The sequence below is a fragment of the Paenirhizobium daejeonense genome, from assembly GCF_014280875.1.
Taxonomy (GTDB): domain Bacteria; phylum Pseudomonadota; class Alphaproteobacteria; order Rhizobiales; family Rhizobiaceae; genus Allorhizobium; species Allorhizobium daejeonense.
The window spans coordinates 198749-223530 of record NZ_JACLAL010000008.1; the positions used below are offsets into that span (position 1 = coordinate 198749).

25 protein-coding genes are annotated in these 24782 nt (G+C 60.8%); 13 read left to right on the forward strand and 12 right to left on the reverse strand.

Annotated features, from left to right (window positions below):
- Nucleotides 1-8 precede the first annotated feature (8 nt).
- Nucleotides 9-1382 carry a PleD family two-component system response regulator gene (locus tag H4I99_RS19605; protein ID WP_163904894.1) on the forward strand — a complete coding sequence of 458 codons (1374 nt, stop codon included), beginning with the start codon at nucleotides 9-11 and terminating at the stop codon, nucleotides 1380-1382.
- A gap of 870 nt (nucleotides 1383-2252) precedes the next feature.
- Here H4I99_RS19605 and rpmG read toward each other — a convergent pair.
- The 6 genes from rpmG to topA all read right to left on the reverse strand — a co-directional run bounded on the left by rpmG (nucleotide 2253) and on the right by topA (nucleotide 9905).
- Nucleotides 2253-2420, reverse strand: a complete 168-nt coding sequence (gene rpmG, locus H4I99_RS19610; protein ID WP_006727600.1) for a 50S ribosomal protein L33 — start codon at nucleotides 2418-2420, stop codon at nucleotides 2253-2255.
- A gap of 87 nt (nucleotides 2421-2507) precedes the next feature.
- The gene (locus H4I99_RS19615; RefSeq protein WP_163904896.1) at nucleotides 2508-3692 is read right to left on the reverse strand and encodes an MFS transporter; all 1185 of its coding nucleotides are present in this window, start codon (nucleotides 3690-3692) and stop codon (nucleotides 2508-2510) included.
- A gap of 10 nt (nucleotides 3693-3702) precedes the next feature.
- On the reverse strand, nucleotides 3703-4407 hold the full coding sequence (locus H4I99_RS19620; protein ID WP_186663368.1) for an NUDIX hydrolase: 705 nt from the start codon (nucleotides 4405-4407) through the stop codon (nucleotides 3703-3705).
- The gene (locus tag H4I99_RS19625; protein ID WP_163906266.1) at nucleotides 4404-4856 is read right to left on the reverse strand and encodes a DUF983 domain-containing protein; all 453 of its coding nucleotides are present in this window, start codon (nucleotides 4854-4856) and stop codon (nucleotides 4404-4406) included. The genes H4I99_RS19620 and H4I99_RS19625 overlap by 4 nt, the downstream gene beginning before the upstream one ends.
- A 19-nt stretch (nucleotides 4857-4875) precedes the next feature.
- Entirely contained in the window at nucleotides 4876-7134 is a 2259-nt protein-coding gene (gene rnr, locus H4I99_RS19630; RefSeq protein WP_246225653.1) for a ribonuclease R, read from the reverse strand.
- 107 nt (nucleotides 7135-7241) lie between these two features.
- Entirely contained in the window at nucleotides 7242-9905 is a 2664-nt protein-coding gene (gene topA / locus H4I99_RS19635) for a type I DNA topoisomerase (RefSeq protein ID WP_163904900.1), read from the reverse strand.
- 268 nt (nucleotides 9906-10173) lie between these two features.
- On the opposite strand from topA, the gene H4I99_RS19640 reads away from it, so the two are divergent.
- Entirely contained in the window at nucleotides 10174-10401 is a 228-nt protein-coding gene (locus tag H4I99_RS19640) for a hypothetical protein (protein ID WP_163906267.1), read from the forward strand.
- On the opposite strand, the gene dprA is transcribed toward H4I99_RS19640, so the two are convergent.
- The 4 genes from dprA to H4I99_RS19660 are packed head-to-tail and all read right to left on the reverse strand — an operon-like array spanning nucleotide 10354 to nucleotide 14400.
- Nucleotides 10354-11508 (reverse strand): DNA-processing protein DprA, encoded by a 1155-nt coding sequence (gene dprA, locus H4I99_RS19645; RefSeq protein WP_163904902.1) that lies wholly within the window; start codon nucleotides 11506-11508, stop codon nucleotides 10354-10356. The genes H4I99_RS19640 and dprA overlap by 48 nt on opposite strands.
- A 4-nt stretch (nucleotides 11509-11512) precedes the next feature.
- Nucleotides 11513-12130, reverse strand: a complete 618-nt coding sequence (gene plsY, locus H4I99_RS19650) for a glycerol-3-phosphate 1-O-acyltransferase PlsY (protein ID WP_099057506.1) — start codon at nucleotides 12128-12130, stop codon at nucleotides 11513-11515.
- 24 nt (nucleotides 12131-12154) lie between these two features.
- A complete protein-coding gene (locus H4I99_RS19655) occupies nucleotides 12155-13447 on the reverse strand; it encodes a dihydroorotase (protein WP_163904904.1) in 1293 nt (430 codons plus the stop codon).
- On the reverse strand, nucleotides 13444-14400 hold the full coding sequence (locus tag H4I99_RS19660; RefSeq protein WP_163904906.1) for an aspartate carbamoyltransferase catalytic subunit: 957 nt from the start codon (nucleotides 14398-14400) through the stop codon (nucleotides 13444-13446). Before H4I99_RS19660 ends, H4I99_RS19655 begins: the two co-directional genes overlap by 4 nt.
- 122 nt (nucleotides 14401-14522) lie before the next feature.
- On the opposite strand from H4I99_RS19660, the gene H4I99_RS19665 reads away from it, so the two are divergent.
- The 4 genes from H4I99_RS19665 to H4I99_RS19680 all read left to right on the forward strand — a co-directional run bounded on the left by H4I99_RS19665 (nucleotide 14523) and on the right by H4I99_RS19680 (nucleotide 17597).
- On the forward strand, nucleotides 14523-16175 hold the full coding sequence (locus tag H4I99_RS19665) for an acyl-CoA dehydrogenase family protein (RefSeq protein WP_163904908.1): 1653 nt from the start codon (nucleotides 14523-14525) through the stop codon (nucleotides 16173-16175).
- Between the two features lie 167 nt (nucleotides 16176-16342).
- Nucleotides 16343-16945 (forward strand): AAA family ATPase, encoded by a 603-nt coding sequence (locus H4I99_RS19670; RefSeq protein WP_163904910.1) that lies wholly within the window; start codon nucleotides 16343-16345, stop codon nucleotides 16943-16945.
- A 176-nt stretch (nucleotides 16946-17121) separates the two neighbouring features.
- Nucleotides 17122-17271 (forward strand): hypothetical protein, encoded by a 150-nt coding sequence (locus H4I99_RS19675; protein ID WP_163898891.1) that lies wholly within the window; start codon nucleotides 17122-17124, stop codon nucleotides 17269-17271.
- Nucleotides 17268-17597, forward strand: coding sequence for a DUF6105 family protein (locus H4I99_RS19680; protein ID WP_163904912.1), 330 nt, complete (start codon nucleotides 17268-17270; stop codon nucleotides 17595-17597). The genes H4I99_RS19675 and H4I99_RS19680 overlap by 4 nt, the downstream gene beginning before the upstream one ends.
- Here H4I99_RS19680 and ruvX read toward each other — a convergent pair.
- A complete protein-coding gene (ruvX, locus tag H4I99_RS19685; RefSeq protein ID WP_163904913.1) occupies nucleotides 17537-18028 on the reverse strand; it encodes a Holliday junction resolvase RuvX in 492 nt (163 codons plus the stop codon). The two genes, H4I99_RS19680 and ruvX, sit on opposite strands and share 61 nt — an antisense overlap.
- A gap of 109 nt (nucleotides 18029-18137) precedes the next feature.
- Between ruvX and H4I99_RS19690 the strand changes: the two genes are divergently transcribed.
- The 4 genes from H4I99_RS19690 (at nucleotide 18138) to H4I99_RS19705 (ending at nucleotide 21645) form a co-directional block, all read left to right on the forward strand.
- Nucleotides 18138-18842, forward strand: a complete 705-nt coding sequence (locus H4I99_RS19690) for a metal-dependent hydrolase (protein ID WP_163904915.1) — start codon at nucleotides 18138-18140, stop codon at nucleotides 18840-18842.
- 68 nt (nucleotides 18843-18910) lie between these two features.
- Nucleotides 18911-19198, forward strand: coding sequence for an Asp-tRNA(Asn)/Glu-tRNA(Gln) amidotransferase subunit GatC (gene gatC, locus H4I99_RS19695; RefSeq protein WP_099057514.1), 288 nt, complete (start codon nucleotides 18911-18913; stop codon nucleotides 19196-19198).
- An 88-nt stretch (nucleotides 19199-19286) separates the two neighbouring features.
- Nucleotides 19287-20768 carry an Asp-tRNA(Asn)/Glu-tRNA(Gln) amidotransferase subunit GatA gene (gatA, locus tag H4I99_RS19700; RefSeq protein WP_163904917.1) on the forward strand — a complete coding sequence of 494 codons (1482 nt, stop codon included), beginning with the start codon at nucleotides 19287-19289 and terminating at the stop codon, nucleotides 20766-20768.
- A gap of 370 nt (nucleotides 20769-21138) precedes the next feature.
- Nucleotides 21139-21645: a GNAT family N-acetyltransferase gene (locus H4I99_RS19705; RefSeq protein WP_163904919.1), complete on the forward strand. Its 507-nt coding sequence runs from the start codon at nucleotides 21139-21141 to the stop codon at nucleotides 21643-21645.
- On the opposite strand, the gene H4I99_RS19710 is transcribed toward H4I99_RS19705, so the two are convergent.
- Nucleotides 21642-21974 carry a DUF1294 domain-containing protein gene (locus H4I99_RS19710; RefSeq protein WP_163904921.1) on the reverse strand — a complete coding sequence of 111 codons (333 nt, stop codon included), beginning with the start codon at nucleotides 21972-21974 and terminating at the stop codon, nucleotides 21642-21644. The two genes, H4I99_RS19705 and H4I99_RS19710, sit on opposite strands and share 4 nt — an antisense overlap.
- Before the next feature lie 148 nt (nucleotides 21975-22122).
- Between H4I99_RS19710 and gatB the strand changes: the two genes are divergently transcribed.
- From gatB to H4I99_RS19725, 3 genes are all read left to right on the forward strand, one after another.
- On the forward strand, nucleotides 22123-23625 hold the full coding sequence (gene gatB, locus H4I99_RS19715; protein ID WP_163904923.1) for an Asp-tRNA(Asn)/Glu-tRNA(Gln) amidotransferase subunit GatB: 1503 nt from the start codon (nucleotides 22123-22125) through the stop codon (nucleotides 23623-23625).
- Nucleotides 23626-23629: 4 nt separating this feature from the next.
- Nucleotides 23630-24130, forward strand: coding sequence for a GNAT family N-acetyltransferase (locus tag H4I99_RS19720; RefSeq protein WP_163904924.1), 501 nt, complete (start codon nucleotides 23630-23632; stop codon nucleotides 24128-24130).
- 127 nt (nucleotides 24131-24257) lie between these two features.
- Nucleotides 24258-24725 carry a GNAT family N-acetyltransferase gene (locus H4I99_RS19725; protein ID WP_163904926.1) on the forward strand — a complete coding sequence of 156 codons (468 nt, stop codon included), beginning with the start codon at nucleotides 24258-24260 and terminating at the stop codon, nucleotides 24723-24725.
- The last annotated feature ends 57 nt before the right edge of the window (nucleotides 24726-24782 follow it).

Sequence of the window (24782 nt, forward strand, 5' to 3'; positions counted from 1 at the left end):
GGTAAGGGATGACTGCGAGAATTCTTGTCGTCGATGACATTCCTGCGAACGTCAAGCTGCTGGAGGCTCGGCTGCTCGCGGAGTATTTCGACGTCCTGACGGCCGATAACGGTCGCGACGCCCTTGATATCTGCGACCGTACTCAGGTCGACGTCATTCTTCTCGACATCATGATGCCCGGCATGGACGGCTTCGAGGTCTGTGAGCGGCTGAAGACCAATCCGCGCACCGCCCATATTCCGGTTGTCATGGTGACCGCGCTCGATCAGCCCTCCGATCGCGTACGTGGCCTGAAGGCCGGAGCCGATGACTTCCTGACCAAGCCGGTCAACGACCTGCAGCTCATCTCCCGCGTAAAGAGCCTCGTACGCCTGAAGACGCTGAGCGACGAACTTCGGATTCGTGCCGAGACCGCACATAATATCGGCGTCGAAGATCCGATGCGCCTGACTGACGGACGACTGGAAGAGCCGGCTCAGATCCTGCTTGTCGACAGCCGCGCGGCATCCCAGGAACGCATCATCAAGACGCTGAAGCCGATTGCCGTCGTCAGCGCCATGTCGGACCCGCAGGCGGCCGTCTTCGAGGCTGCGGAAAATCCCTTCGACCTTGTGATCGTCAATGGAAACCTCGACGATTACGATCCCTTGCGCCTCTGCTCGCAGCTTCGCTCGCTGGAGCGCACCCGTTTCATCCCGCTGCTGCTTATCACCGAGCATAACGATGAGGCGACCGTCATTCGCGCGCTGGACCTCGGTGTGAACGATTACATCATGCGCCCGCTGGACCCGAACGAACTCGTGGCCCGCTCGCTGACCCAGATCCGCCGCAAGCGCCTGAATGACCGGCTTCGCAACAGCGTCAAGCAGACGATCGAACTGGCTGTGACTGATGGCCTGACTGGCCTTCATAACCGGCGCTATCTCGATAACCATCTCAAGATGCTCTTCGCGCGGGCAAAGACGCGTGGTCGCCCGCTTTCCGTCTGCATGGTCGATATCGATCGCTTCAAGCAGGTGAACGACAGCAATGGCCATGACGCCGGCGATGACGTCCTGAAGGAGTTCGCCACCAGAATTCGTTCGACTGTTCGTGGGGCGGATCTTGCCTGCCGCTACGGCGGCGAGGAATTCGTAGTGGTCATGCCGGATACCTCGGCTGATATCGCGTCGATGATCGCCGAGCGGCTACGGGGAATCATAGAATCCCGGCCCTTCGTCCTTAAATCGGCCGAGGGAGCCCTTGAGGTAACCGCCTCCATGGGTATTGCAACGCTGGGGCCGGATATCGATACGCCTGAGCAGTTGATGAAGCAGGCCGACCGGGCTCTTTATCAGGCCAAGGAAGGCGGCCGGAACCGCGTGGTGGCCTCTGCTGCCTGATAGACGGGTGGTTCCATCGGCGTGATTGCCCGCTGGATTTGACTTATGCGAAGCTGTCAACCTCCCGTATTGGGGGATTGCGCGAAATAGCGGCCTGAAACACTATCCTTGGCATTATCGGTTTCGCGCTTCACAGCTTTTGCTGTCGCGCATGCGAATCTGACGGCTCTAGTAATATGAAGCCATTTTCAGGTTGATTTGCGACCTGATTTTCAATTTCGATCGAATCCAAAGTTTCTTTGTCTTGCGCTGTTCGGGATCGGGCGGTCTTTACATGCTGTCGACGGTTCGAATCGAGCGTTGAGTAATTGAAATCCTGCGGTGCTCGTGCGCCTGAAGCCCTGTGGGTCTTGGTTTTATTTTGCTAAAGTCGAAGTAATTTTTAGAATATTTGGAATTTTTTCAAATATACCGATGTTTCGTGGTTCGGAAGAACAAGGCGTTCGACGGTGATCTTAACCATAGCGGCAACGGATCTGTAAAACGGTTAAGAAAATGTTGATTTTCAATTCGTTTTGAGGGAAGTTGTACTCAATAAAGAAAACGCCTTCGAGAGAGGCAAGTGATACCCCATGATGCTCAGGTCCGCCGCATCTCCTGGGTCGTGGGGTCGGTCGGTTGACATGCAATATTTAGCGGTTCCTCGTGCCGTCTTTGCATGTTGACCGGCCCCCGAATACAAGAAGGCACCGCAGCCGGGCAGGCGCGGTGCCTTTTTTGTTGCACGTGTTTCGCGGGAGCCCTCGGCTCGGGTGGGAAGGTCCGGATCTCCTAAGGGCCGCCTTTTCCAATTTCAGACAAACTAGCAAACGAAAAAAGCGCGCTGCATTGGCAACGCGCCTGTTCCGCTGAAACCGGTCAGATCAAGGATTACTTGATCTTGGTTTCCTTGAATTCGACGTGCTTCTTAGCGACCGGGTCGTACTTCGTCTTCGTCATCTTTTCCGTCATCGTACGGCTGTTCTTCGTGGTGACGTAAAAGAAGCCCGTGTCGGCCGTCGACAGCAGCTTGATCTTGATGGTTGTAGCCTTGGCCATGGTCGTCCTGCCTTTAATAAACGAAGCCGCGGACGATCAAAGGCCCACGGCAAATCTGGCGCGAAACTACAAATCGCGCCCGAAAAGTCAAGTCCGTTTGGGTTTAAAAAACAATCTGCCCAGCGAAACAAGCACATAGAGTGCAAAGAAACCTGCAATCGCCCATGCAAATCCGTGATTGCCCGAAATATCGATGGCAGCGCCGATGGCTTGCGGCCCGGCTACGGTGCCCACTGCATAGCAGAAAACGAAGGCTGCATTGGCGGCTGCAAGATCCGATCCGGTGAGTCGCGAGCCGAGATGGCTGAGGCCAACCGTATAAAGCCCCGAGACACTGCCGCCCCAGAAGAACAAAACGGCGGCCATCAGGAGCCAGTTCTGGGAGAGCCAGGGGAGCGCGAGTGAGCCGGCAAGGCCGACTGTGGCCATCACGCCGAGCAGGATGCGACGATCCTTCATGTGGTCGGACAGCATGCCGAGCGGGATCTGGAAGATCATGTTGCCGACCCCCATCACCGTCAGCAGCAGCGCGGCCTGTGACTCGGTGAAGCCGGAGCGCGTGGCATAGATGGGGAAGAGCGAAAGGCCACCGGCCTCCACCGCGCCGAAGACGAAGACCGCAGCCGTCGCTGTGGGCACCAAGAAAATGTATCGGAAGAAGTGGCGCTCCTGCTCGGTGTCGAGGGCAGGGCTTTCCCCGCGCGCAATGAAGATCGGTACTGCCGCAGCCAGGATCGCGATGGCTGCTACCATGAACGGCAGCACGCCCTCGCTGCCGATCAGCGAGAAGAGCAAGGGACCGGTGGCGAAGCCAACCGAAAGCACCGTGGCGTAGATGCCGAGTACGAGGCCTCGACGTCGAGGAGGAGCGGCGGCATTGATCCAGAATTCGGATAGGATGAAGAGCGTGGTGGTTGCGCCATGAAATGCCAGTCGCAACGGAAACCACATCCAGAACTGTTCGGCATAATAGAAGCCGAGACCGCTTAGCGCAGATACGAGGACGGCCCAGAGCATGGTCCTGGCAACGCCGTAGCTGTGGGCGAGCTTCATGGTCACGGGAGCGGCGATCATGGCGGCAATGCCGGCCATTGCGGAATTAAGCCCGATCATGGTGGACGAAATTCCGCGCTTCTCAAGAATGATGGACAGCAGTGGCAGTCCGAGACCTATGGCGATGCCGACCGAGGAAATGGAGACGACGGCAGCGATGAGAGACGGCCAATGGATCTCTTCGCGATGGCAGTTGTCGCCGTTGGACGGCTTGGTCATGAGTTGGCCCTTAAATCGTATCGCGAAAGAATCGCCCGCGCCGGGAGAAGTAGAACGGTCCGTCGCTTCCAAAAGGTAAAGACGGATCGTCCTTCATCTGCGTCCTGACATCTTCCAGGATCGTCCTGGTGATGGCCGGCATGTTCAGACCGGAAACATCGTGCATGTCAAGCCACCGGACGTCCTGGAGTTCGGCGGAATCGCGGATAGCACCGGGGTCGATCCCGGTCTCGTCGCAGAAAGTCAGGAAAAAACGGGTGTCGAAGCGGCGCACATTGCCGGGCGGCGTGATCGCACGCGCCACGTAGCGGAGCGCGCCGAGATCGGCGCTGAAGCGGCTGTGCCGGCTGCTGCCGGTTTCGAGGCTGCCGATGACGAGGCCCGTCTCCTCATCGAGTTCGCGTAGCGCAGCCAGCGCAAGCGCGCGACAGCGTCCGGCGAGAGACGGGTCTGTTGCGCCGCCCGCCAGCCGCGCCAGCACCGTGGGGTGCAGGTCGCGCATGAAGGGCAGGTTGCGGTCCTGAGGGTCGCGCCTGCCGCCGGGAAACACATAGAGATCCGGCATGAAGGCATGCTTGCTGCCGCGCTTGCCAACCAGCACCCTCGGGCAGCTGCCGGTACGATCGATGAGGATCAGCGATGCCGCATCCCTGGGCCGCAGCTTCGCTTTCGAAGCGGAAGCCTTGTCCTGCGCCTCGAAGGGATGGGATGTCATGAGCCGGTCTTCTGGCGGAATTCTCCCGGCTCGCTGGCGTCTCCGCCAAAGCCGTGCATCCTCAGCGCCCATTGCAGGCCGATGACCCCGCCCTTGATCGGCTGGATGGTGATCAGCGAGGTGATGATCGCAATTGGCACCCATATCGTCAGATGCACCCAGTCGGATGCCGGGAATATGAGGTCCGTCATCATGAAACCGCCGAGAAGGACATGGCCGAGAACGATGATGACGAGATAGGGCGGCAGGTCGTCGGCGCGGTGATGAAACATTTCCTCGCCGCAAGCCGCGCAGTTATCGACCGGCTTCAGATAGGCGCGGAAAAGCTTGCCGCTACCGCAGGCCGGGCAAGTGTTGAGAAGGCCACGTTTGATCGACTGTCCGAGACGACGCTCCGGCAATGCCTCTCCACCGAACCTCGTCGGCTCCTGTGTGCTTCCTGCCTCCATCCTCACACCCTCCATGTGTTTACCTCCGTGGCCGGTTGGGCCTTGTCCCGGGCTTCTTCATCGCGCCGCGCCGTGTCGACTTGTGGAAGGAGCGCACGGCAACGGGCATGGGCCGGCCCTCACTCAGCATTTCGAAGCGCAGAGCGCCGGCGAGCGGAATGGCCTCCACAAGCCGCACCTCGACGGAATCGCCGAGACGGTATCCCGTGCCCGTCTTCTCGCCGGACAGAGCCTGGTGCGCCTCGTCATAGATGTAATAGTCGCGCCCAAGCGTCGAAACCGGAATGAAGCCGTCGGCGCCGAATTGCGGCAGGGCGATGAATAGGCCGGCCTTCGTGACGCCGGAAACCTGACCGGCGAATTCATCGCCGATGCGACCAGCCAGATGATGGGCGATCAGACGGTTGATGGTATCCCGCTCGGCCGCCATGGCGCGGCGCTCGAAGGTCGAGATTTCCGCCGCGATATCGTCGAGAGCTGCTTCCTCTTCGGGCGTGATGCCGCCCTCGCCGAGCCCGAGAGAGCCCACCAGCGCCCGATGCACGATCAGGTCGGCATAACGGCGTATCGGTGAAGTGAAATGGGCGTATTTCAAGAGGTTCAGACCGAAATGGCCGATGTTTTCGGGGCTGTAGATCGCCTGGCTCTGGGAGCGCAGCACCATCTCGTTGACCATGGTCTGATGCGGCGTGTCGAGCGCTTTCGCGAGAATTCCGTTGAAGGAATTGGAGCGTAGGTTGCCCTTGGCCAGCGAGAGCCCGATGGTGCCGAGAAACTCGCGCAACGCTTCCTGCTTGGAGAGCGTCGGCGCGTCGTGAACACGGTAGACCAGCGGTTGGCGCTTCTTCTCCAGCGTTTCCGCGGCGGCGACGTTCGCCTGGATCATCATCTCCTCGATCAGCTTGTGCGCATCGAGCCTCTCAGGCACATGCACCCGGTCGACGGTACCGTCTTCCTTGAGGATGATCTTGCGTTCCGGCATGTCGAGTTCCAGTGGCTGGCGGCGTTCGCGTCCGCGCTTCAGGATCTCATAGGCATGCCACAGCGGCTTCAGGATCGGTTCCAGCAGCGGGCCGGTCTTGTCGTCGGGCTTGCCGTCGATGGCGGCCTGAGCCTGCTGGTAGGAGAGCTTGGCCGCACTTTTCATCATGATGCGATGGAAGGTATGACCCGCCTTGCGGCCTTCCTTGGAGAAGATCATGCGGGCGGCGAGTGCCGGCCGATCCACGCCTTCGCGGAGCGAGCAGAGGTCATTGGAAATCCGCTCCGGCAGCATGGGTACGACGCGATCCGGGAAATAGACCGAATTGCCGCGCTTCACAGCTTCCCGGTCGAGCGCGGATTTCGGCCGCACATACCAGGAGACGTCGGCAATCGCGACGGTGACGATCACGCCACCCGGATTGTCGGGAGAGGGGTCCAGTTCGGCATAGACCGCGTCGTCGTGGTCCTTGGCGTCCGCCGGGTCGATGGTGATCAGCGGCAGGTCGCGCCAGTCCTCGCGATGCGGCATGGTCGCGGGCTTTGCCGCCTCGGCTTCGGCGATGACCGATTGCGGGAAGATGTAGGGGATACCATGCGCATGGATGGCGATCATCGAGATCGCCTTCTCGGACGCGACCGAGCCGATCACCGAAAGCACGCGGGCACGGGTCAGGCCGAAGCGGCCGGAACGTAGCACTTCCACCTCGACGAGATCGCCATCCTTGGCGTCCCCGAGATCGGCTCCATCGATCTGCAATTCCTCACCGCGCCGTTCGATCGGCATCAGCCGTCCGCCGCTGGTGCCGGGCATTTCGCGGTAGACGCCGAGCAGGGCGTTACGATGCTTGTCGATGACCTTGATGATCCGGGCGGTATAGGCAGGGCCGGCCCGATCCTTCGACGGGAATATCTTGGCGAGAACGCGGTCGCCGAGACCACCGACCGGGGCCTTGCCCTTGGCGCGGTCCGCGCTCGATTGGCGGATTGCTACCGCAGGCGCAACACCCAGCTCCTCGTCCCACTCCGCAGGCCGGCCGATCAGTTCGCCGTCCTTGTCGCGTGTGGTGATGTCAAGAACGGTGACCGGCGGCAGTGAGCCGGGACGTGCAAGCGATTTGCGGCTCTTCTGCAGGAGGCCGTCGTCCTCCATCGCACGCAACAGGTCCTTGAGTTCGACGCGTGCATCGCCCTTCAGGCCGAACGCCTTGGCGATTTCGCGCTTGGAGGCGCGGTCGGGATTGTCGGCGATGAATTCCAGCAGCACCTCGCGTGGCGGAACAGCCCCATGGATGATGGGTTGCTTGCCGCTCTTTGCAGCGCCTGCTGCCCTTTCCGCGCGCCGCTCCCGCCGGTTGCGGGGGGCGGTGTCAGTGTCGGTATCGCGCGGTGGTCTTGTCAATTTCAGCTCTTCTTCGTCTTCGGTGCCGCCTTGGCCTTAGGCTTGGCAGCGGATTTCTTCTTCGGCGCGGCTTCGTCGGCATCCGCAGCCTTGGCCTTTGTCGCCTTGGCAGGAGCCTTCTTGGCCTTGGCCGGCTTGCCGCCATCCTTGGCGGCCCGCTCAGCGATCAGCGCAAGCGCCTCTTCCATCGTCACCGACTGCGGGTCCTTGCCCTTCGGCAGCGTGGCGTTGACCTTGCCCCAGTTAATATAGGGACCGTAACGGCCATCGCGAACGGTGATCGCGCCGCCATCGGGATGCTCGCCCATTTCCTTCAGCGCGGCGGGGGCTGCCCGTCCGCGTCCACCCGGGCCCTTACTCTGCTTTTCAGCCAGAACCGTGACAGCACGATTGAGGCCGATCGAAAGAACGTCCTCGATCGTTTCCAGATTGGCATAGGTGCCGTCATGCAGCACGAAAGGTCCGTAGCGGCCAAGGCCGGCCGAGATCATCTTGCCGCTTTCGGGATGCGCCCCGACCTCGCGCGGCAGCGAAAGCAGCGAGAGCGCCTTCTCCAGATCGATCATCGACGGCGTCCAGCCCTTCGGCAGGGATGAGCGCTTGGCTTCCTTGCCGTCGCCACGCTGCACATAGGGTCCGAAACGGCCGGTCCGCAGCGTGATTTCCTCGTCCGTGACGGGATCCTTGCCGAGCGCCTTCGGCTCGTTGCCACCACCGGCTTCGGCTTCCGCCCCACCTTCCGAGGAAAGCTGGCGGGTGTAGTTGCACTCCGGATAGTTCGAGCAGCCAACGAAGGCGCCGTACTTGCCGAGCTTCAGCGAGAGGTTGCCGGTGCCGCAGACCTGGCAGATGCGCGGGTCCGAGCCGTCCTCCCGCTTTGGGAAGACGAGCGGAGCAAGAGCCTCGTTCAGGGCGTCCAGCACGTTCGTGACACGCAGCTCCTTGGTGTCCTCGATCTGTGCGAAGAAGTCCTTCCAGAAGTCACGCAGAACCTGCTTCCAGTCGAGTTCGCCAGCCGAGATCTTGTCTAGCTTTTCCTCGAGATCGGCAGTGAAGTCGTATTCGACATACTTGGTGAAGAAGCTTTCGAGGAAAGCCGTCACCAGCCGGCCCTTGGAATGCGGGATCAACTTGCGCTTTTCGGTCACGACGTATTCGCGGTCGGAAAGCGTCTTCAGCGTCGCGGCATAGGTGGAAGGACGGCCGATGCCGAGTTCTTCCATCTTCTTGATCAGCGAGGCTTCCGAGTAGCGCGGCGGCGGCTCGGTGAAGTGCTGGCTGGCATTGACCTTCTGCTTGGCGAGCGCTTCGCGGGCATTGATCTCGGGCAGGCGGCCGTCTTCGTCGTCATCTCCGCCTTCGCCATCTTCCCGCTGGTCCACATAGGCCGCGATGAAGCCGTCGAAACGGATGACCGAACCCACGGCGCGAAGGCCTGCCTTCTCGCCGTCGCGGGTCGCGAGGATCTCGACCGTAGTCCGCTCGATTTCGGCCGAAGCCATCTGGCTGGCGATGCCGCGCTTCCAGATGAGGTCGTAGAGCTTCAACTGGTCGGCGTCTAGGAAGCGGCGCACCTGATCGGGCGACCGGTTGAAATCGGTCGGGCGGATGGCTTCGTGCGCTTCCTGGGCATTCTTCGCCTTGGTGGAATAGAGGCGCGGCTTATCCGGCACGTAACGCGCACCAAACTGGTCGGCGACGGCGGCGCGGGCAGCGTCGATGGCCTCAGGCGCCATCTGCACGCCGTCGGTACGCATATAGGTAATGAGACCCACCGTCTCGCCGCCGATGTCGATGCCTTCATAGAGCTTCTGGGCGACCTGCATGGTGCGCGAAGCGGAGAAGCCAAGCTTCGACGATGCTGCCTGCTGCAGGGTGGAGGTGGTGAAGGGCGGGCCGGGATTGCGCTTGACCGGCTTGGCCTCGACGCTGTCGACGGCATAGCGCGCGCTTTCCAGCATTTCCTTGATCCGGCCGGCATCCGTGCCGTTGGTAACGGAGTTGCGCTGGATGCGCTTGCCGTCGACGGAAACGAGCTTCGCTTCGAATTCATCGCCGCGAGGCGTCTTCAGCAGCGCCGAGATGTTCCAGTACTCTTCCGCGACGAAGAGCTCGATCTCGTTTTCACGGTCGCAGACGAGGCGAAGCGCCACCGACTGCACGCGGCCGGCGGATCGGGCGCCGGGCAGCTTGCGCCACAGCACCGGCGAAAGGTTGAAGCCGACAAGATAGTCCAGCGCACGGCGGGCGAGGTAGGCATCGACCAGGGGAATGTCGATATCGCGCGGATGCGCCATCGCGTCGAGCACGGCCTTCTTGGTAATCGCGTTGAAGACGACGCGCTTCACCGGCTTGTCGCCCAGAACCCGCTTCTTCTTGAGCAGGTCGAGCACATGCCAGGAAATCGCTTCTCCCTCGCGATCCGGGTCGGTCGCGAGAATGAGGCCGTCGGACGATTTGACCGCGTCGGCAATGTCCTTCATGCGTTTCTGTGAGGCACTGTCGACCTCCCAGAGCATCTCGAAATCTTCTTCCGGCCGCACCGAACCGTCCTTGGCCGGCAGATCCCGCACATGGCCGAACGAAGCCAGCACCTTGTATCCGGAACCGAGATACTTGTTGATCGTCTTGGCCTTGGCAGGAGATTCTACGACTACGACATTCATTGTTTTTCTCTGCACCTCAATCAGTGCTTCTAATTCGGCAGCGTTCTTGCTGCCTTGTCTCGAGAACTGCGCCTCGAAAACCGGTTCCCCGAAATGGACAGGGATTCGGTCGCGGTCAAGAGGTAACGCATATTTTCTGCAGTATGCAACGCGATGCAACCAATGAGGGATTAACTTGAGATTGCAATTTAAGATAAATGGGCTATCGTTTTCTCCAGATGATTTGAGGGTGTTCGGCGGGCTCCGGACACAAATTGCGAGCAATGGAATGGTTTCGAAAATAAACGGCGCAGGCGGCGCCGATACACGGGAAAACATAGCTTATATTCGGCAGATGCTTGGCGAGTTGCGCTCGGTCGCTGAAAGCGAGGGTGCCGAGATGCTTTGCTATCTTATCGAGATGGCCTACGTGGAGGCCGGTGACGTGCAGGCCGGCCGCCGTTCGCTGTCAATCCATCATGGAAATGGAAACAAGGCCACCCGCATGCCGGTGTAGGCGGCCTGCAATATCAAGTTCCAGAAGCACCAGATAAACCGACTGGGCGGCCAGTCCCGTATGACGGATGATGTCATCCACCTCCACCGGGGTCGGTCCGAGCGCATCGATGATGCGTGTCCGATCGCTTTCACTGGGTGGCGGTGTCATGGGGCGGTCATGCTCTCCATTATCGGGCTCATTTGCCTGCTGTGGCGTAAACAAGTCGATTTCCGAAATCGGGGCGAGTGCCTGCAATACATCTTCCGGGCGCGTTGTCACCGTGGCGCCGTCTTTCAGCAGGCCATTGGTGCCCTCGCATCGCGGGTCGAGCGGGGAGCCGGGAACGGCGAAGACCAGTCGCCCGAATTCGCCGGCCAGACGTGCCGTTATGAGCGAACCCGAGCGCGCCGCGGCCTCAATGACCACGACACCGAGGGAAACTCCGGCGATAAGTCGGTTGCGCCGGGGGAAGTCCCGTGCGCGGGCCTCCCATCCGAACGGCATTTCGGAGATTGCAAGTCCCCGGCCGTCGCAGATATCACGGTAGAGGGAGAGGTTTTCGGGAGGGTAGGGCTGATCGAGCCCGCCGGCCATGGCGGCAATCGTTCCCGTTTCGAGAGTTGCACGATGGGCAGCCGTATCTATGCCGCGCGCCAGACCCGAGATGATGGAGTAACCCGCGCGGCCGATATCGCGGGATATCATCGCGGCGAATTTCGCCCCGCTGATAGAGGCGTTGCGGGAACCGACCACACCGACGCTCGGCAACGAAGCCGTCGTCAAGTCGCCTTTGACCGCGAGAAGGGGAGGCGCCGCGTCGATCTGTCTCAGGGCAAAAGGATAGTCCGGTTCGCCGATGCCGAGAAAACGGGCGCCGAAGCGGCTGGCCGTCTCGAGTTCCCGAATGGCTTCGCCTTCCGAGGCGATCCGGACTGAACGGGTGGAACCGCCGCGGCGTGAGAGTTCCGGCAGTGCCTCGATTGCCATTTCGGCCGAACCGAAATGGTTGATGAGATCACGGAAAGTCGCAGGCCCGACATTGTCGCTGCGGATCAGCCTTAACCAGGCGATCCTTTGCCGGTCTGTCAGCGCAATCCCTTTTCGTCTTGCGCTGCTGGCCGGCATGCAGTCATCCCTTTTGCCCGATCTTGCTTTCCGTGCCGGCGATCAGCCGCTCGATATTCGGCTTGTGCCGCCAGTAGGTAATGACGGTCATGGCCGAGGTAACGAGGGAAGCTTCGTAAGCGCCCAGTATCCACAGTGCAACCGGAATGACAAGGGTTGCAACCAATGCGGACAATGAAGAGTAGCGGGAAAGATAGGCGATCGATAGCCAGACGATGGCGAACACCAGCACCATCAACGGCGCGACCCCGAGCAGGGTGCCGATATAGGTGGCGACGCCCTTGCCGCCCTTGAAGCCGAGCCAGACCGGGAAGAGGTGGCCGATGAAGGCGGCAAAACCCGCGAGCAGCCCGGCATTGTGACCGAACACGGCCTGCGCGATCACCGCGGCTGCAGTCGCCTTCAGCGCATCGAGCAGCAGCGTCGCGGCGGCAAGCTTCTTGTTTCCGGTTCTCAGAACATTGGTCGCACCGATATTGCCCGAGCCGATGGAGCGCAGATCGCCGAGGCCGGCGAGCCGCGTCAGGACGAGGCCGAAGGGAATGGAACCTAGGAGATAGCCGAGGCTGAGCACCGCGATGAGGGCTGGCCAGCCGATGGCGAGGTAGTTCACTTCAGGCACGTTCTTCTCCCCCTTGGCTACGTCTTAGAGCGAATGCACACACTTTCCGGCGACATAAGTCGCAACGGCTCGACCCGAGAAACGGGCGTCCTCGAACGGCGTGTTCTTGGAGCGCGACAACAGCAGATCCTTGGACACCAGCCAAGGCTCGTCGAGATCGACAAGGGTGATGTCAGCGGGTGCACCGGGCTTCAATGTGCCGGCTTCGAGGCCGAAAATCTCGGCGGGTCGGGTCGACATTGCGTCAATCAGCCGCATCAGCGAAACCTGTCCGCTGTGATGCAGCCGCAGCGCAGCCGACAGCATGGTCTCGAGGCCGATGGCGCCGTCTTCCGCCTCACTGAAGGGAAGGCGCTTGGTATCGACACCCTGCGGATCGTGCGACGAAACGATGATGTCGATCTTGCCTTCAGCCAGAGCCTGAACCATGCCCACCCGGTCGTCCTCGGACCGAAGCGGCGGATAGAGCTTGAAGAAGGTGCGGTATTCGCCGATGTCGTTTTCGTTCAGCGTCAGGTGATTGATCGAGACCGCGCAGGTGACGATGGTGCCGCGCTTGCGGGCTGTCTCGATTGCCTCGACCGATTCCGGCACGGAAATCTGGGCCGCATGGTATTTTGCGCGGGTGAGGCCGGCAATCCGCAGATCACGCTCCAGCGGAATGACTTCGGTCTCCTTCGGCACTCCGGAAAGGCCGAGCCAGCTCGCCAGAAGCCCCTCGTTCATTACGCCGTTTGCGGCGAGGTACTTCTCGCGCGTTTCAAGCGCGATGATCGCACCGAATTCGCGCGAATAGGTCATCGCACGACGCAGAACCTGCGTGTCGTGAAGACCGTGGCGGCCGTTGGTGAAGACGACGGCGCCGGCTTCGCGCAGCAGGCCCATCTCCGTCATCTCGTTGCTGTCGAGCCCCTTGGTCAGGGCCGCTGCCGGGTAGACATTGACGACGGCCTTGTCGCGGGCGGTCTTGCGGACGAATTCCACCAGCGCGATGTCGTCGATCACAGGATCGGTCTCCGGCATCATGATGAAGGAGGTGACACCGCCGGCGGCAGCCGCGCGGCTGGCCGACGCGATGGTCTCGCGGTGCTCGGCTCCCGGTTCCCCGACGAAGACACGGGCATCGACAAGACCCGGAATGGCGGTGAGGCCGGTGCAATCTCGGACCTCCGCACCCGTGGGCACGCCCTGGTTCAGCGCGTCGCTGCCCGCGGCCGCGATGCGGCCGTCAGCATCGACGATGATCGTGCCGGTTTCGTCGAGATCACGCGAAGGATCGACGATCCGGACATTCTTCAAGACGAGAGGCCTGCTCATGCGCCCATTCCTTCCGTGCGCGAACCCTGGTTCTGGGAAATGAGCAGCGCTTCCATCACGGCCATGCGCACTGCGACGCCCATCTCGACCTGCTGTTCAATCACGCTCTGCGGGCCGTCGGCCACTTCAGAGGCGATCTCGACGCCGCGGTTCATCGGGCCGGGGTGCATGACCAGCGCATCTTCCTTCGCCACCTTCAGCTTCTCGGCGTCGAGGCCGTAGAAGTGGAAGTATTCGCGCACCGATGGCACGAAGGCGCCGGACATACGTTCGCGCTGCAGGCGCAGCATCATCACGACATCTGCGTCCTTCAGGCCTTCCTTCATGTCGTGGTAGACCTCGACACTCATGTCGGCGATGCCGGCCGGGAGCAGGGTCGGCGGAGCCACCACCCGCACCCGCGCGCCCATGGCGTTCAGCAGCAGGATGTTGGAGCGCGCGACGCGCGAATGCAGCACGTCGCCGCAGATCGCAACGATGATGCGCGAAAGTTTGCCCTTGGCGCGGCGAATCGTCAGCGCGTCGAGCAGCGCCTGTGTCGGATGCTCGTGCTGGCCGTCTCCGGCATTGACGACCGAGCAGGCGACCTTCTGGGCAAGAAGCGCTGCCGCGCCGCCCGAGGAATGCCTGACGACCAGAACGTCCGGCCGCATGGCGTTGAGCGTCATGGCCGTGTCGATCAGCGTTTCGCCCTTTTTGACGGACGAATTGCCGACCGACATGTTCATCACGTCGGCGCCGAGGCGTTTGCCCGCCAGCTCGAACGAGGATTGCGTTCGCGTAGAGGCCTCAAAGAAGAGATTGATCTGGGTGAGGCCGCGAAGCGTGGAAGTCTTTTTCTCGCGCTGACGGCTGATTTTAACGGCTTCGTCGGCCCTGTCGAGCAGGTAGGTAATATCCTGTTCGGTAAGGCCCTTGATGCCAAGAAGGTGGCGGTGGGGAAAGAAGACCATGGACGTCCTCCTGAGATGTCACGGGGTCTATAAAGATTGCCGGGCCAAGGGGCAAGCATATGCTATGTGGATAGTCACGCCCTCCCCATGTTAAACGAGCGCATTTCCGCTAGAAGATCGACATGAGCTCAATGAACCGGACTGAAGAAAAACTCGCCGCCCTCAACCAGCCGAAACCCTGGTCCGGCGTGAACGCCTACCGTTCCGACCCGCTGCTCGTCGATCTGACGGCCAGCCTGTCGCGCGGACTGCGCGAGGAATACGACGTCATCGGCAAGTATGTCACCTCGCACGAGGCGCAGGAGCTCGCCCGCATGGCGAACCAGAGCCCGCCGGTGCTGCGCACCCACGGCGTGCGCGGCGAGCGGCTCGATGCGGTGGAGTTCCACCCGGCCTGGCATGCGCTGATGCGCCGCTCCATGTCTGTCGGGCTGCATTCCTCCGTCTGGGAAAACCTGCCGGATGCCCGCGGCCACGAGCATAAGGCGCGCGCCACCCGTTTCTTCCTCACGGCCCAGCTCGAAACCGGCCATCTCGGTGCGTTGACGACGACCAGCGCGTCTGTCGCCGCCCTCGTAGCCGCGCCGCATATACAGAAGGAGTGGGCGCCGAAGATCCTGTCGCGGAAATATGATTCGTCGAACAAGCCGCCCTTGCAGAAGACAGCCGTGACGCTCGGCATCGGCATGACGGAAAAGCAGGCCGGCACCGATGTGAGGGCGATCTCGACATCTGGCGAGCGGGTGGGCGAGGGGATCTACCGCCTCTCGGGCCACAAGTGGTTCATGTCTGCGCCGATGAGCGACGGTTTCGTCATGCTGGGGCAGACGAAGGACGGCATGGGCTGCTTCCTCGTGCCGCGCCTGCTCGAAGACGGTTCCGCCAACGGGCTCGAGTTCCAGCGGCTGAAGGACAAGATCGGCAACCGTTCGAATGCGACGGCGGAAGTCGAGTTCTCGGATGCGTTCGGCTATCTGCTTGGCACGCCGGGAGATGGGATTCGCACCATCCTCGACATGGTGACGCTCACCCGGCTCGATTGCGCCCTGGCCTCGGCCGGGATCATGCGCGCCTCCATGGCGGAAGCCGTGCATCACGTCCGAGGGCGTTCGGCCTTCGGCAAGAAACTGATCGACCAGCCGATCATGACGCGCGTACTGGCCGATATGGCGCTCGACGTCGCCGCCGCCACGACGCTGGCCTTCAAGCTTGCCGATACCTTCGACCGCGCCCGGGAAAACCCTGTTGACGCGGCCTATGCCCGCGTCATGACACCGGTGGTGAAATACTGGATCTGCAAGATCGCGCCGGCGTTGATCTACGAGGCGATGGAGTGCATCGGCGGCAGCGGCTACATCGAGGAACGGCCGATCGCCCGTCATTACCGGGAGGCGCCTGCGGCGGCGCTCTGGGAAGGCTCCGGAAATGTCATGGCGCTCGATGTGCTGCGCGTCCTCGAGCGCGGCAAGGATCTGATCGACACGCTTTTTGCAGGCTTTGAGCGGGATCTTGGTCCCTCCGGCAAGAAGACCGTCGAAGTCCTGCGCGCGGCCACGGCGCTTGCCGAGCGCGATGAGGGGGCGGCGCGCCTCCTGATCGAGCAGATCGCGCTCGTTGCTTCAGCCGCTGAACTCTATCGGCTGGGCGCTGGCAAGATCGCGGATGCCTTCCTCGAAACTCGGCTTGCGGGCGGATGGCGTCACACCTACGGCGTGCTCGATGCCCGCTTCGATGCGCGTTACGTCCTCGATCTTCTCTACCCTGCGGCGATCTGATAGCTTTCGAAACTGCGTGAGACGTTCTCACCTTGAGTCTGTAACAAGCGGGGGATAATCTCCCCGGTGTCGATGCGCATGCGCTGTTTCCGGCCCTCGTCGCGCGTCTCTTTCCCCCGATGATCCGATCCCAATCACCTGTTGCCGTGCCGGCAAGGGAGACCTTCATGAATCATGTTCTGAACGAAGGCGAATATCGCCTTGAAAACATTGCTGTCCGCCACGACGATCTCGTCATGATTTCCGGCTGCTCCGGCGGGGGCAAGTCGACCCTGCTTGAGGAATTGTCGCGGCGAGGCTTTGCGACGTTCGAGGAACCCGGGCGACAGGTGGTTCGCGAACAGCTTTTCATCGATGGCGAAGCGCTGCCGTGGACGAACCTGCCGCTGTTTGTCGAACTGACCATTTCCCGCTCGATCAATTTCATGACGGAGGCGGCGCGAAGGGAAGGGCGAACTTTCTTCGACCGGGGAATCATCGACCAGATCGCCGGGCTGGAACAGGCGGGCCATGCCGTTCCCCCGGTTTATCTCCGGGCAGCGGAAAGGCTGCGCTACCGCCGGCAGGTCTTCCTGCTGCCGCCATGGCCGGAAATCTACAGGAACGACGCCGAGCGACGTCATGGGCTGGAACCAGCCATCGAAGCCTTTCGATACCTGGAAAACGCTTATAGGCGCTTTGGTTATGAACTTGTCGAGGTGCCCAGGAACGGTGTCGGGGAGAGGGCGGACTTCATTCTCTCGACGCTTGCGCCACAAGAGCCAGGCTGAGGTTGGACGGCATCTTCTGGCGGGTTTTGGTGCTTTCCGGATGCTTGCTCTTGCGTTATCCCCAACGCCCGTTAACCTTAACAAATGGTTTACGTTGCGTCGCTCCCGTTAAGGGGTCAGTTTCCCGCACAGGGACAGACCGGATCAGCGGGGCGCAAAAAACCAGAATGACAAGAATGACTTTGGTTTTGGTCATGATGGCGTTTTTCGCGGTACTTGCGCTGGATATCGCCGTTCCGGCCGTGGTTTTGAGCGTGATGGCTCTGCTTCGGTGGACGGTGCGCTACTGGCCGTCGACAGATATGTATGAGGAGAGGGCGGCATGAAGACCTTCCTGATTTTATGGGCTGCCCCCATCGCCCTGCTCGGAAGCTGGTACGGGCTCTCCTATTACGACATGAGTTTCGGTATCTTCATGCTCACGCGGCAGGCGCATGATCTGGTGTTCCAGATCTACGGCCAGATCCTCGGCATTCCCCCGGAAACCATACCGCCGCTTGTGATGCGCGCCATCGCCTTCGACAGCCTTCTGGTGTTCGCGATCATCGGCTTCCGTCGCCGTCGCAAGATCATCGCGTGGTGGAAGGCCCGTCAAGCTCCTTCCGCATCGGAAGACCTGCGCAGCATCGACAACCTGTCGAGCGCGCCCTGAAGGATGAAGCTTGCCGCAGCCGAGTCGATCCGCTCGCTGCGCTTGGCCCTCGATACATCCATTTCCAGAAGCGCCCGTTCGGCTGCCACAGTCGATAGCCGTTCGTCCCAGAAGACGAAGGGGATATCGGTCTTTTCCGACATCGAGCGCACGAAAGCGCGAGTGGCCTGAGCGCGCGGCCCGGCCGAACCGTCCATATTCATCGGCAAGCCGATGACGAAGGCAGCGATCTTTTCCCGGGCGGCGAAATCGAGCAGGACTTCTGCATCCTTCGTGAATTTTGTCCTCTTGATCACCGGGCGCGGACTTGCGAAACGCAGGCCGATATCCGACATGGCAAGGCCGATGGTCTTGGTGCCGAGGTCCAGTCCGGCGACCGGCTGCAACGGCGCAAGGGTCTCCGCCAGTTCCTCGATCGTCAGTGTCTTCATCGTGATTTCCTCACCCGTGGCCTTGGTCGCTACTTTCCGTCACGGCCATATGCCATATTTTTATCCGACGAAACAATTTCGCCTTCCTGTCCCCCCAAAGGAGTCTTCCATGAAAATCACCTGGCTCGGCCATTCCGCATTCCGTCTAGATACGGCCAAGGCGAGCATCCTCATCGACCCGTTTCTCACCCATAACCCGGGTTTTGTAGGTCTTGACCTCAAGGACGCAACGGCTGGCGTCACCCATATCCTTCTGACTCACGGTCATGGGGACCATGTCGGCGATACCGTTCGTCTGGCGAATGAAACCGGCGCAACCGTGCTCGCCAACGCCGATCTGGCCGCATGGCTCGGTTCCAAGGGCGTTTCCAAGCTCGAAATGGGCAATACCGGCGGTACCGTCGCGTTCGATGGCTTCACTGCGACGTTCACCAACGCGCTGCATTCCTCGGCCCAGATCACCGAGGACGGCGTTTCCCACGCGCTCGGCAATGCCAACGGCCTGATGCTGCACATCGATGATGAACCGTCGTTGCTGCACATGGGCGATACCGACATCTTCTCAGACATGAAGCTGATCAACGAACTGCACCAGCCGGATATCGGCCTCGTGCCGATCGGCGACCGCTTTACGATGGGCGGCGCTGTGGCGGCACTCGCCTGCCAGCGATTCTTCGAGTTCCAGACGGCTATCCCCTGCCACTACGGTACCTTCCCGATCATCGACCAGACGCCGGAGAAATTCGTGGCCGGCATGGAGGGCACGAAGACGAAGGTTGAGACGCCGAAGCCGGGTCAGAGCCTGGAAGTCTGAGAAATCCCCGTTGCGCCATGGCCTGACGGCCATTATAGCGGAGGAAACATAAGACCTGGAGAATACCGATGTCCGTTGATCTCAAAACCGTCAAGCGTGTGGCACATCTGGCCCGCATCGCCCTCAACGAGGAAGAAGCACAGCGCATGATGGGAGAGCTCAACGGCATCCTCGGCTTCGTCGAGCAGCTTTCCGAGGTCGACGTGACGGGCGTCGAACCCATGACGTCCGTTACGCCCATGGCGATGAAGAAGCGTGTCGACGTGGTCACCGACGGCAACAAGGCCGATGACATCGTCGCCAACGCGCCGGAAACCGACCGCAACTTCTTTCTGGTGCCGAAGGTCGTCGAATAAGCCTTTGCGCTTTTCGAAGACAGCATCCGCCCTGCATTTCCTCTCTGGCTGCCTCCCGGGCGCCGCTATTTTGAAGTGAACTGACATCATGAGCGAACTGACAAGCCTCACCATTGCCGAAGCCCGCACCAAACTGGTTGCGAAGGAGATCAAGGCCGTCGAGCTGACCGACGCCTATATCCTGGCGATCGAGGCGGCTAATGACGCGATCAACGCCTATGTCACCGTCACGCCGGAAAAGGCCCGCGAGATGGCCAAGGCTTCCGACGAGCGGATCGCGGCCGGAAAGGCTGGCGCGCTGGAAGGCATTCCGCTCGGCATCAAGGACCTTTTCGCCACCCGTGATATCCACACCCAGGCCTGCTCGGATATCCTGAACCGCTTCAAGCCGAAGTACGAATCGACCGTCACCCAGAACCTCTGGGATGATGGTGCGGTCATGCTCGGCAAGCTGAACATGGACGAGTTCGCCATGGGTTCGTCCAACGAGACTTCCCATTATGGCCCCGTGGTTAATCCGTGGAAGGCTAAGGGGTCGAACGAAAATCTGGTTCCCGGCGGTTCGTCGGGCGGTTCGGCGGCTGCCGTTGCTGCGCATCTTTGCGCCGGCGCTACCGCAACCGATACCGGCGGCTCGATCCGCCAGCCGGCCGCCTTCACCGGCACCGTTGGCATCAAGCCGACTTATGGCCGCTGCTCGCGCTGGGGCACGATCGCTTTCGCGTCCTCGCTCGATCAGGCCGGCCCAATCGCTCGAGACGTTCGCGACGCTGCCATCCTCTTGAAGTCCATGGCGTCGGTCGACGCCAAGGATACGACCTCTGTCGATCTGCCGGTGCCGGATTATGAAGCAGCACTTGGCCAGTCGCTGAAGGGCATGAAGATCGGTATCCCGAAGGAATACCGCGTCGAGGGCATGCCGGCCGAGATCGAGACACTCTGGCAGCAGGGCATCGCATGGCTGAAGGAAGCCGGTGCCGAGATCGTCGACATCTCCCTGCCGCACACCAAATACGCGCTTCCCGCCTATTACATCGTCGCTCCGGCCGAGGCTTCATCGAACCTCGCCCGCTATGACGGCGTGCGCTACGGCCTGCGCGTTGACGGCAAGGACATCGCCGACATGTATGAGAAGACTCGTGCCGAGGGCTTCGGCACCGAGGTCAAGCGCCGTATCATGATCGGCACCTATGTATTGTCGGCCGGTTACTACGATGCCTACTATCTGCAGGCTCAGAAGGTCCGCACGCTGATCAAGCGTGATTTCGAACTCGCCTTCCACGCCGGTGTCGATGCCATCCTGACGCCCGCAACGCCGTCTTCTGCCTTTGCCATCGGCGATAAGGAGCTCGCCGCCGATCCGGTGAAGATGTACCTGAACGACATCTTCACGGTAACGGTCAACATGGCCGGACTGCCGGGCCTCTCCGTTCCGGCCGGTCTCGACGGCAAGGGCCTGCCGCTCGGCCTCCAGCTCATTGGCAAGCCGTTCGAGGAAGAGACGCTGTTCAAGACCGCTCACGTGATCGAACAGGCCGCCGGCAAGTTCACCCCCGCCAAGTGGTGGTAACGAACTGAAAATTCGGAAAATGATTATCGTCGGTCACATCGTGGCCGGCGAAGTCATTTGTGCAGGTTGAAATTCATTCCTTTTCTGAGGCGGGGCGTCCTTCGTGAAAGCCACCGGATGAGCGGTTTTCATTGACGCGGGGGCTCATGGTTCTCCACCGCACCCAGCCGGTTATCTCGTCGGGTTCACATCCGGGCGAGTCGATCATCCAGATCGTTTTCTGGTTCGGTGTGAAAGGGCGCGAAGTCCAGTCTTTCCCGATTTATCGGTTTGAGAATAAAAGCAAATTCTGTTTTCCTCCTTTGATGCGTTGCAACCTCTGGCCAAACCTTGTTGTGGATGTTCTACTTCGGGAAACACGGGAGAGGGCATGGCAAATATACGTACTGCACGACAGGAAGAGGCCGATCTGCTTGCAGATATCGGTATCCGTTCCTGGGAACTGGCCATGATCCCGGTCGCTGAAACGGGATCCATGCTGGAAAATGCCAGTCAGGCATTCCAGAATTTCACCCGTAGCCGCTGGATCACGATTTCCGTCGTGGAAAGCGGCGGCGTTGTGGCCGGATGGGCAGCCCGCGAACAGCTTGACGAAAACATCACCGATTTCTGGATCGATCCGCAATATCAGGGGCAGGGGTTAGGCTCGGCGCTGCTGGCAGAGGTGGAGGATGAGATTCGCAAGCAGGGTTTTGAGAAGGTGTCGCTCGAAACGCACGCTCTCAATCGGGATGCCGTCGGTTTCTTCGAAAAACACGGCTATTCGGTTCACTGGCTGACGATTACTTACAACCCGAAGCTGGATCGTGACGTCCAGACCGTTGGCATGTCCAAGCAGCTCGTAGAGCCGGCCGGCACTGGTTATGCGGAATTCTAGTTTCCCGTAAAGGAGCGGAGCACAGCATCCAATGCGGCTGCTGCGCTTTCGGGAGCGATGAGGACGGCGGAGACGGCTGCGGCCTGGATCGCGAAGAATGTCGGCAAGGCGACGGGAAACGGCGGTTTGCGCGTCTTGTGGCGGAGAAGCCTTTGGGCGAGCAACGCACCCACGCCGCCGCCGAACAGGGCAAGCGCAAGCAACGTTGTCTCTCGTGCGCGCCATTCGCCGTTGCGGGCTGCGTCCTTGTCCAGCCAATAGACGCAGAACACCACGACATTGTAGAGCGCAGCGATGGCGAGAAGCGTGAGGGTCGTTTCGGTGGCCATTGGCCTATGCTGCATGAGGTGGATTAACGTTTGATGAGCTGCCTGTGGGCGTGATGTCTTGGCCTGCAAGGCCGGACAAGCCTTGCGCCACCGCCACATTTGTTCTACCTCACGGGCTTGAAAACTCCACGCATGACACGAGCATCTGATGACCCTAGTTGACACGCGCACGCCCGACCCGAAACGTTTCATTCCCGGCGCCACCGGTGATTGGGAAGTGATCATCGGTATGGAGGTTCACGCGCAGGTGACGAGCAATTCGAAGCTCTTCTCCGGCGCCTCGACCACCTTTGGTAATGCGCCGAATGCCAACGTATCGCTGGTGGATGCGGCCATGCCCGGCATGCTGCCGGTCATCAACGAGGAATGCGTCAAGCAGGCTGTTCGCACTGGTCTTGGCCTCAAGGCCCAGATCAACAAGCGTTCGATCTTCGACCGCAAGAACTATTTCTATCCGGACCTGCCGCAGGGCTATCAGATTTCCCAGTTCAAGGACCCGATCGTCGGCGAGGGCAAGATCATCATCTCGCTCGGCCCCGACCGTCAGGGCCAGTTCGAGGATATCGAAATCGGCATCGAGCGCCTGCACCTCGAGCAGGACGCCGGCAAGTCGATGCATGACCAGCACCCGACTATGTCCTATGTAGACCTGAACCGTTCGGGCGTTGCGCTGATGGAAATCGTCTCCAAGCCCGACATGCGCTCGTCTGACGAGGCCAAGGCCTACATGACCAAGCTGCGCTCCATCGTGCGCTATCTCGGCACCTGCGACGGCAACATGGACGAAGGCTCGATGCGCGCCGACGTCAACGTTTCCGTGCGCAAGCCGGGCGGCGAGTTCGGAACGCGTTGCGAGATCAAGAACGTCAATTCCATCCGTTTCATCGGTCAGGCCATCGAATATGAAGCCCGCCGCCAGATCGCGATACTGGAGGATGGCGGTTCGATCGATCAGGAGACCCGCCTTTTCGACCCGAACAAGGGCGAGACCCGCTCCATGCGCTCCAAGGAAGACGCGCATGACTATCGCTACTTCCCCGATCCGGATCTGCTGCCGCTCGAGTTCGACGATGCCTTCGTCGAGGAGCTGAAGAAGGACCTGCCGGAACTGCCGGACGACAAGAAGGCCCGTTTCGTCCGTGACCTCGGTCTGTCGATCTACGACGCCTCCGTTCTTGTTTCTGAAAAGGCAATCGCTGACTATTACGAGGAAGTCGCGGCCGGTCGTGATGGCAAGACAGCTGCGAACTGGGTCATCAACGATCTGCTTGGCGCGCTCAACCGTACCGGCAAGAGCATCGAGGAAACGCCGGTTTCTCCGGCCCAGCTCGGCGCGATCATCGACCTCATAAAGGCCGAAACCATCTCCGGCAAGATTGCCAAGGACCTGTTCGAGATCGTTCTGGCCGAAGGTGGCGATCCGGCCGAGATCGTCGAATCTCGCGGCATGAAACAGGTGACCGATACCGGCGCGATCGAGAAGGCTGTCGACGAGATCATCGCCGCCAACCCGGATCAGGTCGAAAAGGTCAAGGCCAAGCCCACTCTTGCCGGCTGGTTCGTCGGTCAGGTGATGAAGGCGACGGGCGGCAAGGCCAACCCGCAGGCTGTGCAGGCGCTGGTCAAGGCCAAGCTCGGCATCGAGGAGTAATCCCTTGTATTTCGTTCGCACCGCGAGCGAGCGTGACGTCGGGCAGGTAAGGACCCTGCTCGACGAAACCTTCCACGCAACCTACGATCCGTTTTACGGCGCAGACAAGGTGCGCCAGATGGTTGATGGATGGCATTCGGCGAACGCCATCAAGGCCCGCATAGGAAAGCGCGGCGCCGAGTTTCTTGTTGCCGACAGCGGACGGGAAATCGGTGGTCTGGGTTATGCCGCCATGTATCCCAAGATGGCGAAGACGGTGATGCTGCATCAGCTCTATGTCCGGCCGTCCAGCCAGAACGAGGGGATTGGCCGCGACATCTTCGCGGAGCTGGAGACCTGTTTTCCGGATGCCGAGATCATGCGGGTCGAGGTGGCGCTTCCGAACGTTCGCGCGATGTCTTTCTACGAGCGTCTCGGCTTCACGGAAGTCGACCGTATGGAGGAATGGGGCGCGCCGAATTCCGGCCTGCCGGCGATCATCATGGAAAAGCGGCTGGAATTCTGAGTCGAACTTGCACGCCATCCGTTCCGTTTGGCATGAGCGAAAATTCCCGTGCAAAATCTCCCGTCGTCACACAACCGTCCTGCAGTGCTCTGTAGCTTCCGCTGAAACGGACGGGAAGGAAGAAGGCATGCTGGGATCTGATATCGTCATCAGGGAAGCGCTGAGAGAGGATGTAGTCGCCATCGCAGCCATTCTGGCGGGCGACACCGTCGGCGGTCATGGGGACACCACTGATCCAGCGGCGCTTCCGGGCTATCTCGCTGCCTTCGATCGCATCTCCTCGTCTTCCAATGAAACGCTCTATGTCGCCGAGCAGGGTGGCGAGGTCGTCGCCACCTGCCAGACCCTCGTCACGACGACACTTTCCGGCCGTGGCGGCTCCTCGATGATTGTCGAAACCGTCTTCACCCGCCCGGACTGCCGTGGGCAGGGCATCGGTGCGAAGATGATCCGGCATTGCATCGAAAAGGCGAAAGCTCAGGGCATGCGAGCGGTACAACTGACCTCTAATGCGGCGCGCAAGGACGCCCATCGTTTCTATGAAAGGCTGGGTTTCGCTCAGAGTCACCTTGGCTTCAAGTTGAAGCTGAAATGACCTCCGGGCGGCGCGAATCACTAGACAACGGCGCTGCGAGGCTGCATAAGCGGAAGA

What these genes read in the sequence shown, in the direction of transcription:
- H4I99_RS19605 (WP_163904894.1), top strand. Translation starts at nt 9, where the DNA reads ATGACTGCGAGAATTCTTGTCGTCGATGACATTCCTGCGAACGTCAAG.
- rpmG (WP_006727600.1), bottom strand. Translation starts at nt 2,420, where the DNA reads ATGGCCAAGGCTACAACCATCAAGATCAAGCTGCTGTCGACGGCCGAC.
- H4I99_RS19615 (WP_163904896.1), bottom strand. Translation starts at nt 3,692, where the DNA reads ATGACCAAGCCGTCCAACGGCGACAACTGCCATCGCGAAGAGATCCAT.
- H4I99_RS19620 (WP_186663368.1), bottom strand. Translation starts at nt 4,407, where the DNA reads ATGACATCCCATCCCTTCGAGGCGCAGGACAAGGCTTCCGCTTCGAAA.
- H4I99_RS19625 (WP_163906266.1), bottom strand. Translation starts at nt 4,856, where the DNA reads ATGGAGGCAGGAAGCACACAGGAGCCGACGAGGTTCGGTGGAGAGGCA.
- topA (WP_163904900.1), bottom strand. Translation starts at nt 9,905, where the DNA reads ATGAATGTCGTAGTCGTAGAATCTCCTGCCAAGGCCAAGACGATCAAC.
- H4I99_RS19640 (WP_163906267.1), top strand. Translation starts at nt 10,174, where the DNA reads ATGGTTTCGAAAATAAACGGCGCAGGCGGCGCCGATACACGGGAAAAC.
- dprA (WP_163904902.1), bottom strand. Translation starts at nt 11,508, where the DNA reads ATGCCGGCCAGCAGCGCAAGACGAAAAGGGATTGCGCTGACAGACCGG.
- H4I99_RS19655 (WP_163904904.1), bottom strand. Translation starts at nt 13,447, where the DNA reads ATGAGCAGGCCTCTCGTCTTGAAGAATGTCCGGATCGTCGATCCTTCG.
- H4I99_RS19660 (WP_163904906.1), bottom strand. Translation starts at nt 14,400, where the DNA reads ATGGTCTTCTTTCCCCACCGCCACCTTCTTGGCATCAAGGGCCTTACC.
- H4I99_RS19665 (WP_163904908.1), top strand. Translation starts at nt 14,523, where the DNA reads ATGAGCTCAATGAACCGGACTGAAGAAAAACTCGCCGCCCTCAACCAG.
- H4I99_RS19670 (WP_163904910.1), top strand. Translation starts at nt 16,343, where the DNA reads ATGAATCATGTTCTGAACGAAGGCGAATATCGCCTTGAAAACATTGCT.
- H4I99_RS19675 (WP_163898891.1), top strand. Translation starts at nt 17,122, where the DNA reads ATGACTTTGGTTTTGGTCATGATGGCGTTTTTCGCGGTACTTGCGCTG.
- H4I99_RS19680 (WP_163904912.1), top strand. Translation starts at nt 17,268, where the DNA reads ATGAAGACCTTCCTGATTTTATGGGCTGCCCCCATCGCCCTGCTCGGA.
- ruvX (WP_163904913.1), bottom strand. Translation starts at nt 18,028, where the DNA reads ATGAAGACACTGACGATCGAGGAACTGGCGGAGACCCTTGCGCCGTTG.
- H4I99_RS19690 (WP_163904915.1), top strand. Translation starts at nt 18,138, where the DNA reads ATGAAAATCACCTGGCTCGGCCATTCCGCATTCCGTCTAGATACGGCC.
- gatC (WP_099057514.1), top strand. Translation starts at nt 18,911, where the DNA reads ATGTCCGTTGATCTCAAAACCGTCAAGCGTGTGGCACATCTGGCCCGC.
- gatA (WP_163904917.1), top strand. Translation starts at nt 19,287, where the DNA reads ATGAGCGAACTGACAAGCCTCACCATTGCCGAAGCCCGCACCAAACTG.
- H4I99_RS19705 (WP_163904919.1), top strand. Translation starts at nt 21,139, where the DNA reads ATGGCAAATATACGTACTGCACGACAGGAAGAGGCCGATCTGCTTGCA.
- H4I99_RS19710 (WP_163904921.1), bottom strand. Translation starts at nt 21,974, where the DNA reads ATGGCCACCGAAACGACCCTCACGCTTCTCGCCATCGCTGCGCTCTAC.
- gatB (WP_163904923.1), top strand. Translation starts at nt 22,123, where the DNA reads ATGACCCTAGTTGACACGCGCACGCCCGACCCGAAACGTTTCATTCCC.
- H4I99_RS19725 (WP_163904926.1), top strand. Translation starts at nt 24,258, where the DNA reads ATGCTGGGATCTGATATCGTCATCAGGGAAGCGCTGAGAGAGGATGTA.